This is a genomic window from Methylobacterium sp. 4-46 (assembly GCF_000019365.1).
Classification (GTDB): Bacteria; Pseudomonadota; Alphaproteobacteria; order Rhizobiales; family Beijerinckiaceae; genus Methylobacterium.
In genome coordinates this window covers 3578368-3596064 of record NC_010511.1, presented here as the reverse complement: position 1 = coordinate 3596064, position 17697 = coordinate 3578368, and the positions used below count along the sequence as shown (strand labels likewise).

Sequence of the window (17697 nt, the reverse complement as noted above, 5' to 3'; positions counted from 1 at the left end):
GGACGTGGGCGAACGACGCTCACGACCCCGCCGGTCCGTCCCCGGCGAGCGGCCGCGTCGCCGCGGCGAGCCAGTCCCGCGTCGCGCCGTCGAGGAGGGGCGAGAGCGCCTCCCGCACCCGCGCGTGATAGGCGTCGAGCCACGCCGCCTCCCCGGGCGTGAGCAGGTCGCGCGCGATCAGCGCCCGGTCGATCGGCGCCAGGGTCAGGGTCTCGAAGCCGAGCATCGGGCGCTCGGCGCCCGCGAGCGCGCGCTCCTCCACCAGGACCAGGTTCTCGATCCGGATGCCGTAGGCGCCGGCCCGGTAATAGCCGGGTTCGTTCGAGACGATCATCCCCGGCTTCAGGGCCGTGGTGCCGGTCTTGGCGATCCGCTGCGGCCCCTCGTGCACCGACAGGAAGGCGCCGACGCCGTGGCCGGTGCCGTGGTCGAAATCGAGGCCCGCCTCCCAGAGCGGGCGCCGCGCGAAGCTGTCGAGCTGCGCCCCCGTCGTGCCGCGGGGGAACAGCGCCGTGGCGATCGCGATGTGGCCCTTGAGCACCCGGGTGAAGCGGTCGCGCATCTCGTCGCTCGGCGGGCCCACCGCCACGGTCCGGGTGATGTCGGTGGTGCCGTCGAGGTACTGCGCACCGGAATCGATCAGGAACAATTCGCCCGGCCGCACGACCCGGTCCGTCGCCGCGGTGACCCGGTAATGGACGATCGCCCCGTTCGGCCCGCTGCCCGAGATGGTCGGGAAGGAGATCTCCCGCAACTCGCCCCCCTCGGCCCGGAAGGCTTCGAGGCGCTCCACCGCGGCGATCTCGCTCACGCCGCCGCCCGGCGCCTCCCGGGCGAGCCAGGCCAGGAAGCGCGCCACCGCGGCCCCATCGCGGCGATGCGCCTCGCGCGCGCCCGCGATCTCGGCCGCGTTCTTCACGGCCTTCATGGCGGTGATCGGATCCGGCCCGACATCCGCGCGGCCGCCCGCCTCCTCGATGCGCCGCTTGAGCGCGACGGCGCCCGTGGCGGCGTCGAGCCGCACCCGCGCCCCCGCCCGCCCGAGCGCGTCGAGGCAGGCCGGCAGCCCGGCCGGGTCCACGCACGCGGCGAGGCCGTCGAGGGCGGCCGAGGCCTCCGCGGTGAGCTTGCCCGGATCGAGGAACAGCGTCGCGGGCGCCTCGCGCGGGATCACCGCGTAGCCCAGGGGCAGGGGCGTGTGGGCGACGTCGCTGCCGCGCAGGTTGAACGCCCAGGCGAGGTTGTGCGGGTCGGAGACGACGAGCGCGTCGGCCCTGGCCTTCGCCAGCGCCTCGCGCACGCGTTCCAGCTTGCGCGCGGCGGTCTCCCCAGCCAGCGCCTCGGGGTAGGGGAGGACGGGCGCCCGCGGCGCCGGCGGCCGGTCGATCCAGACCTGATCGACGAGGTTCATCCCCGCCGGTTCGAGCCGCCCGCCCGCCGCCGCGGCGGCCTTCTCCAGCCGGGCGACGCCGTCCGGCGTGTGCAGCCAGGGATCGTAGGCGAGCACGCCCCCCGCCGGCAGGTTGGCCTCGATCCAGGCCTCGACGCTGGTCTCGGCCAGGGGCACCGGGGTGACGAGCGCGGTGTCGACCTGGCTCGCCGCCTGCAGGGTGTAGCGGCCGTCGACCACCAGGGCGGCCCGGTCGGCCAGGATCACGGCGGTGCCGGCCGAACCGGTGAAGCCCGTGAGCCAGGCGAGCCTCTCGGCCCGGGGCGGCACGTATTCCGACTGGTGCTCGTCGGCCCGCGGCACCACGAAGCCGGAGAACCCCTTCTGGAGCATCGCGGCGCGCAGGGCGGCGAGGCGCTGCGCGCCGGCGCGGTGGCTCGGATCGTCGAAGGTCTGGAATCGGGTGCGCGTCATGGGCGTCATGGGCAAGGCCTAATCGGGGCGGCCCCGCCGCGCAACGGTCCGGCCGCCGGGCCCGTCAATAGAGCGGGTCGAGCCGCAGGTTCGGCAGCGCGAAGGGCCCGACCGCGACCCGGCCGTCGACGAGCCGCACCGGCGGCAGGGGCTTGAGGGCCGCTCCGGCCGGCTGCTCCGGCGCCGGCTCCCGGGCCCGCCCGCCGCCGAGGAACTGGCCGACGAGCTTGCCGATCAGGGCGGCGTTCGCCCCGCCGATCCGCCCCTCCAGGTGGTCGCTCACCAGGGGCGCGATCACCGTGTCCAGCCCGGCGGTGCGGACCTCGAACTGCCCGGCGGGCCGGTGCGCCTCGTCGAGGTGCAGGCTGCCCTGGGCCTGGAGCCGGCCGCGGCCCTTCTCGACCGAGAGCCGCCCGAGATCGACGCTGCCCTGCGCCGCGCGCCAGCGCTCGAGCTCCTCCGCGAGCGGCCGCGTGCGGATCCCGGCGGCGCGGGTGACCGTGGCGTCGAGGACGATGTCGGCGGGCTCGGCGCTGGCCAGGAGGGAATCGAGGCGCGGCACCGCCGCCTTCTCGACGCGGGCGCTGAGGTCGACGGCGCCCTCCGCCTCGAAGCGGCCCGGCGTCGGCCGCGCGTGCAGTTCCAGGTGGTTCACCGCGAAGGCGATCGGCTCGGGCTCGACCCCCGAGACCCGGCCGTCGAGCCCGTCCGCGACCACCGACACGCGCTGGAAGCCGCCCTCGGTGAGGTGGAGCGAGCCTTCGAGGAGCCGCCAGGTCACGTCCCCGACCTTGCCCTCCTGCTCGACGTGGAACGGCCCGCTCGCCTCGACGATGAGGTGGCGCGGCTGGTAGATCTGCGCCACGGCCACGACCGGCCCGACCGTGAAGGCGACGTCCCGGCGCGCGAAGCCGAGCCCGGCGCAGCGCAGTTCCAGCCGGAACGGGTAGCCGCCGATGCGGCGGTCGGCGCAGGTCCAGGTCCGGCCGGCCCGGGCCTCGCGGGCGAACCAGCCGTCGATCTCCCGCTCGGCCCGGCCCCGCAGCCAGACCCAGCCCGCCGACCACAGGGCCGCGATCACCAGGAGCAGGATGAAGGGGGCGAACAGCCCCAGCCGCCCGGGTCGCCTCGCGCCCCCGCCCGTCCCGCTCTGCTGCGCCATCGGCCGGCCTCCGCTCGCGATTGAACCGGGCCTCCCTAGCTGCTACCCGCCGCGGCCGGCAAGGAAGGGGGGAGGGCACCGCGTGGGCGATGGCGACGCACCCGGCGACCTGTGGGTGTTCGGCTACGGGTCGCTGATGTGGAACCCGGGTTTCCCGGTGGTCGAGCGGCGGCAGGCCCGCCTGCGCGGCTATCACCGGGCGCTCTGCGTGCTCTCCCACGTCCATCGCGGCACGCCCGAGAGCCCCGGCCTCGTGCTCGGCCTCGACCGGGGCGGCAGCTGCCGCGGCGTCGCCTTCCGGGTCGCCGGGGCGCAGGCCGAGGCGACGCTCGCCTACCTGCGCGCCCGCGAGCAGGTGACCGCCGTCTACGTGGAGCGCCGGCTCGGCGTCACGATCGAGGACGGGCGGCGGGTGACGGCGGTGACCTACGCGGTCGACCGCACCCATCCGCAATATGCCGGCCGGCTGCCCGAGGCCGAGCTCCTGCGCCTGGTGCGCCAGGGGCGCGGCCGCTCGGGCGCCAATCCGGACTACGTCCGCAACACCCACCAGCACCTGATCGCCATGGGCGTGGCCGACCCGCTGCTGGCGCGCATCGCCGCGGCCTGCGCGGTGCCGAGCCCCTGACCGGAGGCGCCTCGGGGCGGCTCCGGCCCGCCCGCGGGCCGGGCCCCGGGCCTCGCTCGCCCGGGACGGGCGCGGCCCCGCGCCCGATGCGGCCTGAGCCTCCTGCCGCCGGCCGGGACCGGCCGCTGCCGAAGGGGTCAGCGGTTCGGCGGCGCACCGAGGGACCGCGTCAGCGAAAGATGATGCGTGAGCAAGAGACCGAGCAGGATGGCACGGGGCAATTCTGCTTGGCCGCGGTGATCCGAATCGCCGCCTCGCGCGTTCTTGACCCTCGAACCGCCGGGCTTGCCTCTCGGGCCCGGCGGTGCCCGCGCCGGCCCGGCGCCAGGAGTGCTCGCGCCGATGCAGGCCACAACCCACCTCGCGCTCATCAACGTCTTCGTCGGCGACATCCAGGGCGGGCTCGGACCCTTCCTGGGCACGTGGCTCGCCGCGAGCGCGCAGTGGAGCCCGGGCCGGGTCGGGCTCGTCACCACGGTGGTCGGCCTCGCCACCCTCGCGCTGAGCGGGCCGCTCGGGGCTCTGGTCGACCGGGTCGGGCGACCGCGCCTGCTGATCGCGCTCGCCTGCGGGGCGATCCTCGGCGGCACCGTGCTGCTGCTGCCGGCGCGCTCCTTCCCGGCGGTGCTCGCGGCGCAGTTCGTGGCCGCCCTCGGCGGCACGCTCGTGGTGCCGGCGGTGGCCGCGCTCACCCTCGGCACGGTCGGCAAGCAGGCCTTCCCGCGCCAGCAGGGGCGCAACCAGGCCTTCAACCACGTGGGCATACTCGGGGCCGCCCTGGCGATCAGCTTCGGCACGCCGCTCTTCGGCCCGGCCATCGCCTTCTGGGTGCTCGGGCTCCTCGCCGCCGCGGCGATCGCCGCGGCCCTCGCCACGCCGAAGGGCGCCTGGAATCCGCGCCGGGCGGTCGGCTGGAAGGAGGACGATCCGGACGACGCGCCGACCCGCTCGCCGATCCGCGCCGTGCTCGCCGACCGGCGGCTGCTGCTGCTCTCGGCGGCGCTCGCCCTGTTCAACCTCGCCAACGGCTCGATGCTGAGCCTGCTCGGCCAGAAGCTCGTGGCGGCCGGCCAGGACGGCACCGCCTGGACCGCCCGCTACGTGATGGTGGCGCAGCTCACCATGATCCCCGTGGCCCTGCTCGCCGGCTCCCTGGCGGATCGCCGCGGGCGCCGCCAGCTCCTCGTCGCCGCCTGCGCGGTGCTGCCGCTGCGCGCGCTCCTGTCGGCCTTCCTCGACGACCCGGCCTGGCTGATCCTCGCCGAGGTGCTGGACGGGGTCGCCTCCGGGGTGATCGGCGTCGCGATGCCGGTCGTGGTGGCGGACCTCACCTGGGGCTCGGGCCGCACCCAGACGGCGCTCGGCACGGTCTCGGCCGTGCAGGGGATCGGCGGCGCCCTGTCGGGCTGGGTGGGCGGGCTGCTCGCCATGCATCTCGGCTGGACCTGGACCTTCGCGACCCTGGCCCTGCCGGCCCTCGGGGCCCTCGGCCTCGCCCTCTGGCTGGAGGAGAGCTGCGCCCCGGGCGGGCGCGACGCGGCCGGGACTCCCTGCAGCACCGGGTCGGCCCCGCCGCGCCCGGCCCGCGGGACCCCGTCCCGCCCGGTCGGGCCGGAAAGCCCCCGGTTGCCTGGATCGCTCGGCCTAGGCGAGGGCCGGGCCGGCATCTTCCGGCCTATTCGAACGGATTAGTCGGGATTCCCGGCCGCCGGCGCTCCGGCTGTTGACTCCCCCCTTGGGCCATGCTGTGAGGCATACCAAAGGTGCATAAGCACCTTCGAGGAAACGCAGGGGTGATGGATCGCGATGGCTGACATTGCCGCCCGGAACGCGGCCGCGCCGCCGGACATCGTGCTGGCCACCGAGGGCCTCACGATGGAGTTCAAGGGCTTCCGCGCCGTCAACGGCGTCGCGCTTCAGGTGCAGCGCGGGTCGATCCACGCGCTCATCGGCCCGAACGGGGCCGGCAAGACGACCTGCTTCAATCTCCTCACCAAGTTCCTGACCCCGACGGCGGGCTCGATCCGCTACAACGGCCGCGACATTACCCGGATGAAGCCCGCCGACGTGGCCCGGCTCGGCCTCGTGCGGTCCTTTCAGATCTCGGCCGTGTTCCCCCACCTCAGCGTGAAGGAGAACGTCCGCATCGCCCTGCAGCGGCGCAAGCGCGGCGATTCCTTCGACTTCTGGCGCTCGGAGCGGGTGCTGCGCGCCCTCAACGACGAGGCCCTGGCCCTGGTCGAGGCGGTGGGCCTGTCGGATTTCGCCGAGGTGCCGGCGGTCGAACTCTCCTACGGCCGCAAGCGGGCGCTGGAGATCGCCACCACGCTGGCCCTCGATCCGGAGATGCTGCTCCTCGACGAGCCGATGGCCGGGATGGGCCACGAGGACGTCGACCGCACCGCCGCCCTGATCCGGCGGGTCTCGGCGAACCGCACCATTCTGATGGTCGAGCACAACCTCTCGGTCGTGGCCTCGCTGTCGGACCGCATCACCGTTCTGGCCCGCGGCCAGGTGCTGGCGGAGGGCGACTACGCCACCGTGTCGAAGGATCCCCGCGTGATCGAGGCCTATATCGGAGCCGGACATGGCTGAGGCGGCGCTCAAGATCTCCCCCGCGGGCGCCACGGCGCCGCTCCTGACGGTGCAGGGACTGGAGGGCTGGTACGGCGAGAGCCACGTGCTCCACGGCATCAGCTTCGACGTCAAGCCCGGCGAGGTGGTCACGCTGCTCGGCCGCAACGGCGCGGGCAAGACCACGACGCTGCGCGCCATCATCGGCATCCTGGGCAAGCGCCGGGGCTCGATCGTCTACGACGGGGTCGAGACGATCGGCATGCCCTCGCGCAGCATCGCCCGGCTCGGGCTCGGCTACGTGCCGGAGGAGCGCGGCATCTTCTCGAGCCTCTCGGTCTACGAGAACCTGATGCTGCCGCCGCGGGTGAAGCCCGGCGGCCTCAGCGTGGAGCAGATCTACACCCTGTTCCCGAACCTCAAGGAGCGCTCGGGCAGCCAGGGCACCAAGCTCTCCGGCGGCGAGCAGCAGATGCTGGCCATCGGCCGCATCCTGCGCACCGGCGCGAAGCTGATCCTCCTCGACGAGCCCACGGAGGGGCTCGCCCCGGTGATCGTGCAGCAGATCGGGCGGACGCTGGCGCGGCTCAAGACCGAGGGCTACACGATCGTGCTGGTGGAACAGAATTTCCGCTTCGCCCAGACGGTGGCGGACCGGCACTTCGTGGTCGAGCAGGGGCGGGTGATCGACATGATCCCGAACGCCGAACTCGACGCCAACATCGACAAGCTGCACGCCTATCTGGGGGTGTGAGGGCGGCGGGCGGGAGCGCCGGGCCGCGCCCGGTGCGGGCGCGGCCCGCCGGGCGGGCAGGTCCCGCCGGGCGGGCAGGTCCCGCCGGGCGGGCAGGTCCCGCCGGGCGGGCAGGTCCCGCCGGGCGGGCAGGTCCCGCCGAGCAGGCGAGTCCCGCCCGGGACGGGCAGGCGGGCGCGGCCCTCGGGCCGTACCGGCGCTCCCCGCGAGCCTCCTCCCGCGGCGGGGAGGCCCCCGCGCGGCAAGCGGGGCGGCGCGGTTCCGGCGGCGGTCGCGCCGGCGGAGGCACGGAACGACAATCGGAGCGCCGTCGCGACGGTGCCCATCGGAGGAGAGACCCATGCTGACACGATTGCTCGCCGCCACGGCGCTCGCCGCGCTCGCCGCGGCCCCCGCCCTCGCCCAGACGCCGGTGAAGATCGGCGTGCTCAACGACCGCTCGGGCGTCTATGCCGACATCTCGGGGGAGGGCTCGGTCGTCGCCGCCCGCATGGCCGTCGAGGACTACAAGGCCGCCGACAAGGGCCTCAAGGTCGAGATCGTCTCGTCCGACCATCAGAACAAGCCCGACGTCGGCGCCTCCCTGGCCCGCCAGTGGTACGACCGCGACGGCGTCGACATGATCATCGACGTGCCGACCTCCTCGGTCGCCCTGGCGGTCAGCCAGGTCACCCGCGAGAAGAACAAGGCCTTCGTGAATTCGGGCGCCGGCACCGCCGACCTCACCGGCGCGCAATGCTCGCCCAACACCGTGCACTGGACCTACGACACGGTGGCGCTCGGCAACGGCACCGGCGGCGCCATGGTCAAGCGCGGCGGCACCACCTGGTTCTTCCTCACTGCCGACTACGCCTTCGGGCAGGCGCTGCAGCGCGACACCACCGCGGTCGTGGTCAAGAACGGCGGCAAGGTGGTGGGCTCGGTCAAGACGCCGTTCCCGACCGCGGATTTCTCCTCCTTCCTGCTCCAGGCCCAGGGCTCGGGCGCCAAGGTCATCGGCCTCGCCAATGCGGGCGGCGACACGATCAACGCCATCAAGCAGGCAGCCGAGTTCGGCATCACCGAGGGCGGCCAGGCGATCGCCGGCCTGCTGATCTTCTCCTCCGACGTGCACTCGCTGACCCCGAAGACTGCGCAGGGGCTGGTCCTGACCGAGCCCTTCTACTGGGACCTCAACGACGCGACCCGGGCCTTCTCGGACCGCTTCGCCAAGGCCTTCGGCGGCAAGAAGCCGACCGCCGTCCAGGCGGGCGTCTACGCGGGGGTGATCCACTACCTCAAGGCGGTCGAGGCGCTGAAATCGGCCAAGGACGGCGGCCAGGTGGTCGCCAAGATGAAGGAGATCCCGACCGACGACCCGCTCTTCGGCAAGGGCACGATCCGGGCGGACGGCCGCAAGATCCACGACATGTACCTGTTCGAGGTCAAGAAGCCGGCCGAGTCGAAGGGCGAGTGGGACCTCTACAAGACCCTCGCGACGATCCCCGGCAACGAGGCGTTCCGCCCGATGAGCGAGGGCGGCTGCCCGCTGGTCGGCAAGAGCTGACCCGGTCGGCAGGAGCTGACCCGGTCGGCCAGCGCCGACCCGCGTCCTGACCCGGCGGGGCCGCTCCGGCCCCGCCCTCCCGGCTTCCCCCCGCGCGAGTCGCTGATCCCATGACCACGATCTTCGGCGTTCCCATGCAGGCGCTGTTCGGCCAGCTCCTGCTCGGCCTCATCAACGGCTCGTTCTACGCGATCCTCTCGCTCGGCCTCGCCATCATCTTCGGGCTCCTCAACATCATCAACTTCACGCACGGCGCCCAGTACATGATGGGCGCCTTCGTGGCCTGGATGCTGCTGAACTACGCCGGGATCGGCTACTGGTGGGCGCTGCTGCTGGCGCCCCTGGCGGTCGGGCTGTTCGGCGTGATCCTGGAGCGCCTGCTGATCGCGCGGCTCTACAAGCTCGACCACCTCTACGGCCTGCTGCTGACCTTCGGCCTCGCCCTGATCATCCAGGGGCTGTTCCGCAACGAGTACGGCGTGTCGGGCCTGCCCTACGCGATCCCGCAGGAGCTCTCGGGCGGCCAGCGGCTCCCCTTCATGTTCCTGCCGAACTACCGCGGCTGGGTCGTGGTGGCCTCCCTCGTCGTCTGCATCGCCACCTGGCTGGTGATCGAGAAGACCAAGCTCGGGGCCTACCTGCGCGCCGCGACCGAGAACCCGACCCTGGTCCAGGCCTTCGGCGTGAACGTGCCGCTGCTGCTCACGCTCACCTACGGGTTCGGCGTGGCGCTCGCGGCCTTCGCGGGGGTGCTCGCCGCGCCGGTCTACTCGGTGAACCCCAACATGGGCGCCGACATCATCATCGTGGTCTTCGCCGTGGTGGTGATCGGCGGCATGGGCTCGATCCTCGGCTCGATCGTGACCGGCTTCGCCCTCGGCCTCGTGGAGGGCCTCACCAAGGTGTTCTACCCGGAGGCGTCCTCGACCGTGATCTTCGTCATCATGGTGCTGGTCCTGCTGGTGAAACCCGCCGGCCTCTTCGGGCGCACGGCCTGATGCCCTACACTCCGCTGATCCGCACGTGAGGACCGCCTGAGATGGCCCATTCCGCCGCCGCGGCGTCCGACGCCGCCAATCCCGCCGCCATCCCCGAGGGCAAGGACGCCAAGGCGCTGCACCGCCTCGTGTTCATCGGCATCGCGGTCGCGCTCGCGCTGCTGCCGCTCGTCCTGTACCCGGTCTTCCTGATGAAGGTGCTGTGCTTCGCGCTGTTCGCGCTGGCCTTCAACCTCCTGCTCGGGTACGGCGGCCTGCTGTCGTTCGGCCACGCCGCCTATTTCGGCATGGCCTCCTACGTCTGCGCCTACGGGGCCAAGGTCTGGGGCCTCTCCCCGGAACTCGCGATCCTGGCCGGAACCGCGACGGCGGCCCTGCTCGGCCTCGTCTTCGGCGCGCTGGCGATCCGGCGCCAGGGCATCTACTTCTCGATGATCACCCTGGCGCTCGCCCAGATGGTGTTCTTCTTCTCGCTCCAGGCGAAGTTCACCGGCGGCGAGGACGGCATCCAGGCGGTGCCCCGCGGCAGCCTGTTCGGCGTGGTCAGCCTCGCGGACGACCGCGTGCTCTACGGGCTGGTGGCGCTGATCTTCCTCGGCGGCCTGCTGCTGATCTACCGCATCATCCACTCGCCCTTCGGCCAGGTGCTGAAGGCGATCCGGGACAACGAGCCCCGGGCGATCTCGCTCGGCTACCGGGCGAGCCAGTACAAGCTCGCGGTCTTCGTGCTCTCGACGACGCTCGCGGGCCTCGCCGGCGCGACCAAGGCCATCGTCTTCCAGCTCGCCTCGCTCACCGACGTGCACTGGTCGATGTCGGGCGAGGTGGTGCTGATGACGCTGGTCGGCGGCATGGGCACGGTGTTCGGTCCGATCATCGGCGCCTTCGTGATCGTCGCGATGGAGAACTACCTCGCGCAGTTCGGCGCCTGGGTGACGATCATCCAGGGCATCGTCTTCGTGATCTGCGTGCTGCTGTTCCGCGAGGGCATCGTCGGGCTGTTCGCCCGGATGCTGAAGAAGCCGCTGTGAGGGGCCGGGCGCCCGCCGCCGGGGCGCGGGGAGGCCGCCGGGCCGCGTCCCCCGGGAGGAGGCCGGAGCGATGAGCACGCCAGAGAGGACGGCCCCGGCCGTGAAGGGCGGGATCGTGGCCTACCTGACCGTCGAGGGGGCGATGGCGGCCGCCTCGTTCTACGCGCGCGCCTTCGGGGCCGAGATCGTCGCGTCCCATCCCGCCGACGAGAAGGGCCGCACCATGCACGTGCACCTGCATCTCCACGGCGCCTCGCTGATGCTGTGCGATCCCTATCCGGAGCACGGCCATCCCTGGCGCGCCCCGCAGGGCTTCCACCTCCTGCTGCCGGTCGACGACATCGCCGCCTGGTGGGAGCGGGCGGTCGCCGCGGGGGCCGAGGTGGTGACTCCGGTCGCCGAGATGTTCTGGGGCGACCTCTACGGCCAGCTGCGCGACCCTTTCGGCGTCACCTGGGCGATGAACCAGCCCAAACGAACCGGCCCAAATGAACTAGCCTGAGCGCTGACGGGCGCGCGGTGACCGGGCCGCGTCAGCGCAGGCGCTCGGCGAGGCTCGTCGCGCGCCCGGCGCCGCGGTCCGGGGAGGCGGCCCCGCCGAGCATCAGCCCGACCTCGATGCAGAGCAGGAGCAGGATGCCGGAGAGCAGCGCGATGATCGCGGCCTGACCGCGCGGGCTGAAGGCGATGACCAGGCGGGGCGGCGGCACCGCCTCCTCCGGGAGCTCCGCGGCCGGGACCGGCCGGGGGACGTCGACCGGCTCGAATTGCGGCCGGTAGGTCCCGACCGGGATGCGGATCCGCACCCCGAGACCCGGTCCGGCGAGGGCATGCGCCTCCTCGAGGGTGCGGCGCAGGCGCCCCGCCTCGACCCGCACGCTCGGATCGAGGCTCGGGTCGAAGTCGCCGCCGCGGCCCAGGGCGCGGGTCGCGATCGTGTAGGCCTTCAGGGCGGCGCCCCGCCCGGCCAGTTCCTCCTCGACCACGAAGCGCAGGAAACTCGCCAGTTTCGGGGAGCGGGCGAAGCACGGCGTGCGCAGCACCGTGTCGAGCGCGCTCCTCACCGTCTCGTCGCCGACCTGCTCCCCGGCTTCCCCCATTGACGCCATTCCCGACCTACGCAACCCACGCTCACCAGATAACTCCCCCACAGTATAACGCAACTCGCCGAGTTGCGATCCTTTGCGAGAGGGTGAACGGGTTTCTGCCCCGGATTCAGGCGCGTTCGCCCGGGAAGGGCACGCTGAACAGGAGGCTGCGCGCCTCGTCGCGCACCTCGACGCGCCAGTTCTGCCATTCGAGGGCGAGGGGTTCGGGGCCGGTCATGGCGTCGACGATCAGGGCACAGGCCTGCCGGTGCGCGTCGCCGAGGTCGCGGCATTCCAGCCCGGCCTCGTCGGGAACGCTCAGCGTCGAGTCCTTCACGTCGAAGAAATAGCGGGGCACGGAAACCGGCTTGATCATCCAACCCAGGCCCGTCGGCCGCGGCTGCCTGCTTTCCGACCCGGTCGGGCGGACCCGGCAGCGCGTCCTCACGACCTTCGGGTTCGGATCTACCCTGACATAAGTAAGGATCTTCGCCAAGCGACGGCGGCAAACCGCCGTTGGGGCACGCCCGGCGAGTGTATATCTGGTATTTGGCATAACCGCGCCGGGCCACAACCAGGAAAATCTGGCAGTCGGCTGATATATCAGTATGCCCGCATCGGGGCCGGGTGCGGCGCTGCGGGGACCGGGACGGGGGATGCCGGCTCGTCGCGGGCCGGGGGCGCCTCGCGCGGCCGGGCCTGCAGGCGGGCCTGGAGCTGGTCGCCGGCGGCGCGGGCGAGGCCGGCCTGCGCCTCGCGCGCGGCTCGGGCGCGCAGGTCGGCAGGCAGGGCGTCGAGGAGCTTTCCGGCCTCCGCCGCCGCGGTGCCGGGCCGCTCCGGGCGGTCGGGCGCCGAGGCGTAGGCGATGAGGCCGATCACCAGCCCGGCGCGCAGCACAAACCCCATCCGGCCCTCCGAGATCCCCGGGGCCGAGCCTCGCCGCCAAACCTCAACGCCGCCTGACCGCGCGCCGCGGATCGGCCCGGATGCTTAACGGCAGGGCTTTTGCGTCGCCGCGGCGCCCCTGGTAGCGTCCCGGGCGAACACGCGGGAGAAGGTGGATGACGACGAACGCGGCGACCCTGAGAGCGGCGAACGACGCGCTGGCGCCGAACGACCTCGACGCCTGGTGGCTGCCCTTCACGGCGAACCGCGCCTTCAAGCGCAAGCCCCGCATGGTCGCCCGCGCGAAGGACATGCACTACTACACGCCGGACGGACGCGCGATCCTCGACGGCGTCGCCGGCCTGTGGTGCTGCAATGCCGGCCACAACCGCGACCCGATCGTGGCGGCGATCCAGGCGCAGGCGGCGGAACTCGACTTCTCCCCCGCCTTCCAGTTCGGCCATGCCGGGGGCTTCGCGCTCGCCTCGCGCATCGCCGCCCTCGCGCCGGGCGACCTCGACCACGTCTTCTTCTGCAATTCGGGCTCGGAGGCGGTCGACACCGCGCTCAAGGTCGCGCTCGCCTACTGGAACGCCCGCGGGCAGGGGGGGCGCACGCGCCTGATCGGCCGCGAGCGCGGCTATCACGGCGTCGGCTTCGGCGGCATCTCGGTGGGCGGCATCGTCACCAACCGCAGGATGTTCGGCACGCTGCTGGCGGGCGTCGACCACCTGCCGCACACCTACGCGCGCGAGCACCAGGCCTTCACGGTGGGCGAGCCGGAATGGGGGGCGCATCTCGCCGACGATCTGGAGCGGATCGTGGCCCTGCACGACGCCTCGACGATCGCGGCGGTGATCGTGGAGCCGATGGCCGGCTCGACCGGCGTGCTGCCGCCGCCCAAGGGCTACCTGCAGCGCCTGCGGCAGATCTGCGACCGGCACGGCATCCTGCTGATCTTCGACGAGGTCATCTCGGGCTTCGGCCGGCTCGGCCACGCCTTCGCGGCCGAGCGCTACGGCGTGGTTCCGGACATGATCACCTTCGCCAAGGCGGTGAATTCCGGCACGGTGCCGATGGGCGGCGTCCTCGTGCGCAAGGGCATCTACGACGCCTTCATGCAGGGGCCCGAGCGCACCATCGAGCTGTTCCACGGCTACACCTACTCGGCGCATCCGCTCGCCTGCGCGGCGGCGCTGGCGACGCTCGACCTCTACCGCGACGAGGATCTCTTCGCCCGGGCCCGGCGCCTGGAGCCGGTGCTGGCCGAGGGCCTGATGAGCCTGCGCGACCTGCCCAACGTGCTCGACATCCGCGCCCTCGGCCTCGTCGGCGCGATCGACCTCGCCTCCCGCCCGGACGCGGCCGGGGCGCGGGCCTTCGAGGCCATGGACCGGGCCTTCCAGGAATTCGGCCTGATGGTGCGCATCACCGGCGAGACCATCGCGGTGACCCCGCCCCTTGTCATCGGCGAGGACCAGATCGGGGAACTCGTGGACAAGCTCGGCCGGGTGATCCGGGCGGTGGCCTGAGCCCCGCCCCCGCCGCGCGGGGGCGATCTCGGACCAAAGTCCAAGTTTGCCGCGCCTGCGTTAGAAATTTCTGACGCGGGTGATCAACCGATTTAGTCTGGCCCGAAGTCACCGCGGCAGCATAAGGTGCCGCTATGGCGAACGCCACGCCGACTTCTCCAGAACAACACTCGGGTTCCATGCCGACTGACATCGAGATTGCCCGCGCGGCCACCCTGCAGCCGATCAGCGCCATCGCCGAGACGCTCGGCATCCCGGACGAGGCCCTGCACCCCTACGGGCGGCACATCGCCAAGATCGACCATGCCCACATCGCCTCGCTGGAGGCCAAGCCCGAGGGCAAGCTGGTCCTGGTGACGGCGATCAGCCCGACCCCCGCGGGCGAGGGCAAGACCACCACCACCGTCGGTCTCGGCGACGCGCTGAACCGGATCGGCAAGCGGACGGTGATCTGCCTGCGCGAGCCCTCGCTCGGCCCCTGCTTCGGCATGAAGGGCGGCGCGGCCGGCGGCGGCAGGTCCCAGGTCGTGCCCATGGAGGCGATCAACCTCCACTTCACGGGCGATTTCCACGCCATCACCTCGGCCCACAGCCTCGCGGCGGCGCTGATCGACAACCACATCTACTGGGGCAACGCACTCGGCATCGACCCGCGCCGGGTCGCTTGGCGGCGCGTCGTCGACATGAACGACCGGTCGCTGCGCTCGATCGTGCAGTCGCTCGGCGGCGTCGCCAACGGCTACCCGCGCGAGGACGGGTTCGACATCACGGTCGCCTCCGAGGTGATGGCGGTGTTCTGCCTCGCCCGCGACCTCGCGGATCTGGAGGCGCGGCTCGGCCGGATCGTCGTCGCCGAGAGCCGCGAGCGCAAGCCCGTGACCCTCGCCGACCTGAAGGCGACGGGCGCCATGACGGTGCTGCTCAAGGACGCGCTGCAGCCGAACCTCGTCCAGACCCTGGAAGGGAGCCCGGCGCTGATCCATGGCGGCCCCTTCGCCAACATCGCGCATGGCTGCAACTCGGTGATCGCGACCCGCTCGGGCCTGCGCCTCGGCGAGTACGCGGTCACGGAGGCCGGGTTCGGGGCCGATCTCGGCGCCGAGAAGTTCATCGACATCAAGTGCCGCCAGACCGGCCTGTCGCCGAGCGCCGTGGTCATCGTGGCCACGGTGCGGGCCCTCAAGATGCACGGCGGCGTCGAGAAGAAGGCGCTCGGCGGGGAGAACGTCGCGGCCCTGGAGAAGGGCTTCGCCAACCTCCAGCGCCACGTCGAGAACGTGCGCCGCTTCGGACTCCCGGTGGTGGTGGCGGTGAACCACTTCCACGCCGACACGGAGGCCGAGCACGCCGCCCTCAAGGCCCTGTGCCGCGACAGGCTCGACGTCCAGGCGATCACCTGCCGCCACTGGGCGGAGGGCGGCGCGGGGGCGGAGGATCTCGCCCGGGCGGTGGTGTCCCTCGCCGAGGGCGGCGCGCCCGCGACCCCGAACTTCGTCTACCCGGAAGAGGCCAAGCTCACCGACAAGATCCGCACCATCGCCCAGACGCTGTACGGGGCGGCGGACATCCAGGTCGAGTCGAAGGCCGCCGCCAAGCTCGCCCAGTTCGAGAAGGACGGCTACGGCAGGCTCCCGGTCTGCATGGCCAAGACCCAGTACTCGTTCTCGACCGATCCCGGCCTGATCGGGGCGCCGAGCGGCCACGTGGTGGCGGTGCGCGACGTGCGCCTCTCGGCCGGGGCCGGCTTCGTGGTGGTGATCTGCGGGGAGATCATGACCATGCCGGGCCTGCCCAAGGTGCCGGCCTCCGAGGGCATCTACCTCGACGCGAACGGGCAGATCGAGGGCCTGTTCTGAGCCCGGGGCAGGCCCCGCCCGTCGCGGGCGGGGCCGGTCTCTGCGTCGCGGCGGGCCGTCGGGCGAACGTGCTGTCCGGACGTGATCGTCCGGACAGCGTCTCCCCCACCGCACCAGCGACCCGCGAGCGGGCGTGGGAGGCGCGGGCCGGGCGCATCGCGCTTGCGATCCCCAAGCTGCGCAAGGGCAGCCGCTGCGCAAGGGCAGCCGTGCGCAAGGGCCGCTCCTTGCCGAGCTTCCTGGAGCCGCGCCGCACGGCCGAGAAGGCGCTCACGGCCGTGATCCCGGAGGCCGACATGCACGGGGTCTCGACCCGGTCCGTCGATGACCTCGTCACGGCGACGGGCGGAAATCGTAATATCTTGAATGGGTTGAGACCCTAGAGGACGAGGTTCTCGTCGAAGCGGTCGGGCGAGATCGGCAGGCGGAACTCCACCGCGATGCCGCCCCTGAACTGGCGCACCACCCGGCAGGGCGTGCGCCCGACGAGGAGAGCGGAATCGATCGCGAGCGGCAGGTCGCAGGCGAGGGCGGCCCCCGACAGCGACACGTCGATCAGGCGCGCGGGCACCTCGACCCCGGTGTCGAGCCGGAGCGTGACGGCGGTCTGGCGCGGCACCACGCGCTCGTGGCGCCGGTCCTCCGGCAGGCCGAGACTCGCGCGGTTGGCCAGCCAGGTCAGCTGCGAGGCGATCTTCTCCCGCTTGTGCGCGGTCGCGCTGATCGCCACCGCGAACCCGTCCGGCAGCACCCGCGCGATCGTCCCCTCGATCCGGCCGAGATGCTCCAGGTAGATCACCGTCCGCTCGCCGACCTCGCCGGTCACGGCGCAGACCAGCCGCACCCCGCCCGGGGAGATGTCCACGGTCTGGCAGGGATATTCCCGGCGGTCGGACAGCATGTACCGCCCCAGGAGCGAGACGGTCACCCGGTGGTGGCGGCGCCGATCCGACGCCTGCGCGGCGAGCAGCCGGGCACGGGAGACGGACGGGCTCGCAACGGTGCTCATGGTCGAGGTGACCTGCGGGAAATCGGCCTTGGAACCCTCGCTTTTGTGAGCCCCAAACCTTAACGAAATGCCCGGAGCCCGGTCAGTGACGGCCGCCCCGATGCAGGACGAGCCGCGGCCGGCGCGCCTGATCGTGGTCGTTGGCCGGCTCGGGCGGGTGGTCCGGGTCCTGCCGCTCCGCCCCGGTGAGGACGCGCAGCGAGACGGTGCGCAGCGCCGTGATCGGCCGCAGGCCGAGCCAGCTCGGCGACTTCCCCGCCGAGAGGGAGCCGATCACCCGCGCCTGGGTCTTGCCGCGGTGGCGCAGGGGCAGGAGCAGCAATTCGAGATCGACCGCGTCGCCCTCGTCCGTGGTGCCGACGAGGCCGACCACCACCCCGACCGTCTCCTGCACCACCACGTCGACGAGCCGCCACGGATCGGAGGCCGCCCCGGGCCCCCACAGGCTCTGGAAGCGCCGGCCGCGCAGCTCGCCCCCGAACAGCGCGCAGAGGCGGGTTCCGGCGAGGCGGATCGTCGCCAGCTGCAGCGCCGGCTCGATCTCCAGGATCAGGCTGTCGGCCAGGATGTGGCGGATCTCCCCCGGCTCGATCTCGGCGCGCTCCGGCGCCGCGCGGGCGCCGCGCAGGCCGTTCCAGTAGGCGTGGAGCAGGGCGCTGGTCGGGTGCTTCATGGTGTCTCGTCGTGGCACAGGCCCGGATCCGGCCCTGTCGGCTTCGGGATGACTTGGCGCGACGTGAGGCGGGCGCGGCCAGGCCTGATTCGATGGA

Annotated in this window: 17 protein-coding genes and 1 pseudogene; 11 read left to right on the top strand and 7 right to left on the bottom strand. The window is 72.7% G+C overall.

The window, feature by feature from the left end:
• Positions 1-19 precede the first annotated feature (19 nt).
• Both M446_RS15565 and M446_RS15560 read right to left on the bottom strand, forming a co-directional pair.
• A complete protein-coding gene (locus M446_RS15565; protein ID WP_012333055.1) occupies positions 20-1873 on the bottom strand; it encodes an aminopeptidase P family protein in 1854 nt (617 codons plus the stop codon).
• A gap of 55 nt (positions 1874-1928) precedes the next feature.
• Complete coding sequence (locus M446_RS15560) at positions 1929-3026, bottom strand: DUF2125 domain-containing protein (RefSeq protein WP_012333054.1); 1098 nt, start codon at positions 3024-3026, stop codon at positions 1929-1931.
• An 82-nt stretch (positions 3027-3108) separates the two neighbouring features.
• On the opposite strand from M446_RS15560, the gene M446_RS15555 reads away from it, so the two are divergent.
• The 8 genes from M446_RS15555 (at position 3109) to M446_RS15520 (ending at position 11059) form a co-directional block, all read left to right on the top strand.
• On the top strand, positions 3109-3654 hold the full coding sequence (locus M446_RS15555; RefSeq protein WP_012333053.1) for a gamma-glutamylcyclotransferase: 546 nt from the start codon (positions 3109-3111) through the stop codon (positions 3652-3654).
• Positions 3655-3996: 342 nt separating this feature from the next.
• Complete coding sequence (locus M446_RS15550; protein WP_012333052.1) at positions 3997-5346, top strand: MFS transporter; 1350 nt, start codon at positions 3997-3999, stop codon at positions 5344-5346.
• A 114-nt stretch (positions 5347-5460) separates the two neighbouring features.
• On the top strand, positions 5461-6249 hold the full coding sequence (locus M446_RS15545; RefSeq protein ID WP_012333051.1) for an ABC transporter ATP-binding protein: 789 nt from the start codon (positions 5461-5463) through the stop codon (positions 6247-6249).
• Positions 6242-6982: an ABC transporter ATP-binding protein gene (locus tag M446_RS15540; protein ID WP_012333050.1), complete on the top strand. Its 741-nt coding sequence runs from the start codon at positions 6242-6244 to the stop codon at positions 6980-6982. Before M446_RS15545 ends, M446_RS15540 begins: the two co-directional genes overlap by 8 nt.
• Before the next feature lie 340 nt (positions 6983-7322).
• Entirely contained in the window at positions 7323-8528 is a 1206-nt protein-coding gene (locus tag M446_RS15535; RefSeq protein ID WP_012333049.1) for an ABC transporter substrate-binding protein, read from the top strand.
• A gap of 110 nt (positions 8529-8638) precedes the next feature.
• Positions 8639-9526 (top strand): branched-chain amino acid ABC transporter permease, encoded by an 888-nt coding sequence (locus M446_RS15530; RefSeq protein WP_012333048.1) that lies wholly within the window; start codon positions 8639-8641, stop codon positions 9524-9526.
• Positions 9527-9567: 41 nt separating this feature from the next.
• Positions 9568-10557 (top strand): branched-chain amino acid ABC transporter permease, encoded by a 990-nt coding sequence (locus M446_RS15525; RefSeq protein WP_012333047.1) that lies wholly within the window; start codon positions 9568-9570, stop codon positions 10555-10557.
• Positions 10558-10627: 70 nt separating this feature from the next.
• A complete protein-coding gene (locus M446_RS15520; RefSeq protein ID WP_012333046.1) occupies positions 10628-11059 on the top strand; it encodes a VOC family protein in 432 nt (143 codons plus the stop codon).
• A 31-nt stretch (positions 11060-11090) separates the two neighbouring features.
• On the opposite strand, the gene M446_RS15515 is transcribed toward M446_RS15520, so the two are convergent.
• The 3 genes from M446_RS15515 to M446_RS15505 all read right to left on the bottom strand — a co-directional run bounded on the left by M446_RS15515 (position 11091) and on the right by M446_RS15505 (position 12551).
• Complete coding sequence (locus M446_RS15515; protein WP_012333045.1) at positions 11091-11657, bottom strand: hypothetical protein; 567 nt, start codon at positions 11655-11657, stop codon at positions 11091-11093.
• A 115-nt stretch (positions 11658-11772) separates the two neighbouring features.
• Positions 11773-12021 (bottom strand): DUF6894 family protein, encoded by a 249-nt coding sequence (locus M446_RS15510; protein ID WP_018260404.1) that lies wholly within the window; start codon positions 12019-12021, stop codon positions 11773-11775.
• 227 nt (positions 12022-12248) lie between these two features.
• Positions 12249-12551 (bottom strand): hypothetical protein, encoded by a 303-nt coding sequence (locus M446_RS15505; RefSeq protein ID WP_012333043.1) that lies wholly within the window; start codon positions 12549-12551, stop codon positions 12249-12251.
• Between the two features lie 155 nt (positions 12552-12706).
• Here M446_RS15505 and M446_RS15500 point away from each other — a divergent pair, with 155 nt between their 5' ends.
• The 3 genes and pseudogenes from M446_RS15500 to M446_RS35340 all read left to right on the top strand — a co-directional run.
• Positions 12707-14062: an aspartate aminotransferase family protein gene (locus M446_RS15500; RefSeq protein WP_012333042.1), complete on the top strand. Its 1356-nt coding sequence runs from the start codon at positions 12707-12709 to the stop codon at positions 14060-14062.
• Positions 14063-14241: 179 nt separating this feature from the next.
• Positions 14242-15918 (top strand): formate--tetrahydrofolate ligase, encoded by a 1677-nt coding sequence (locus tag M446_RS15495; RefSeq protein ID WP_012333041.1) that lies wholly within the window; start codon positions 14242-14244, stop codon positions 15916-15918.
• Positions 15919-16040: 122 nt separating this feature from the next.
• Positions 16041-16265: pseudogene (locus M446_RS35340) on the top strand (transposase); the annotation flags it as partial.
• Positions 16266-16297: 32 nt separating this feature from the next.
• Here the strand turns inward: M446_RS35340 and M446_RS15490 are convergent.
• Positions 16298-16927 (bottom strand): PilZ domain-containing protein, encoded by a 630-nt coding sequence (locus M446_RS15490; RefSeq protein WP_012333040.1) that lies wholly within the window; start codon positions 16925-16927, stop codon positions 16298-16300.
• 82 nt (positions 16928-17009) lie between these two features.
• Complete coding sequence (locus M446_RS15485; RefSeq protein WP_012333039.1) at positions 17010-17600, bottom strand: PAS domain-containing protein; 591 nt, start codon at positions 17598-17600, stop codon at positions 17010-17012.
• Positions 17601-17697: the final 97 nt, after the last annotated feature.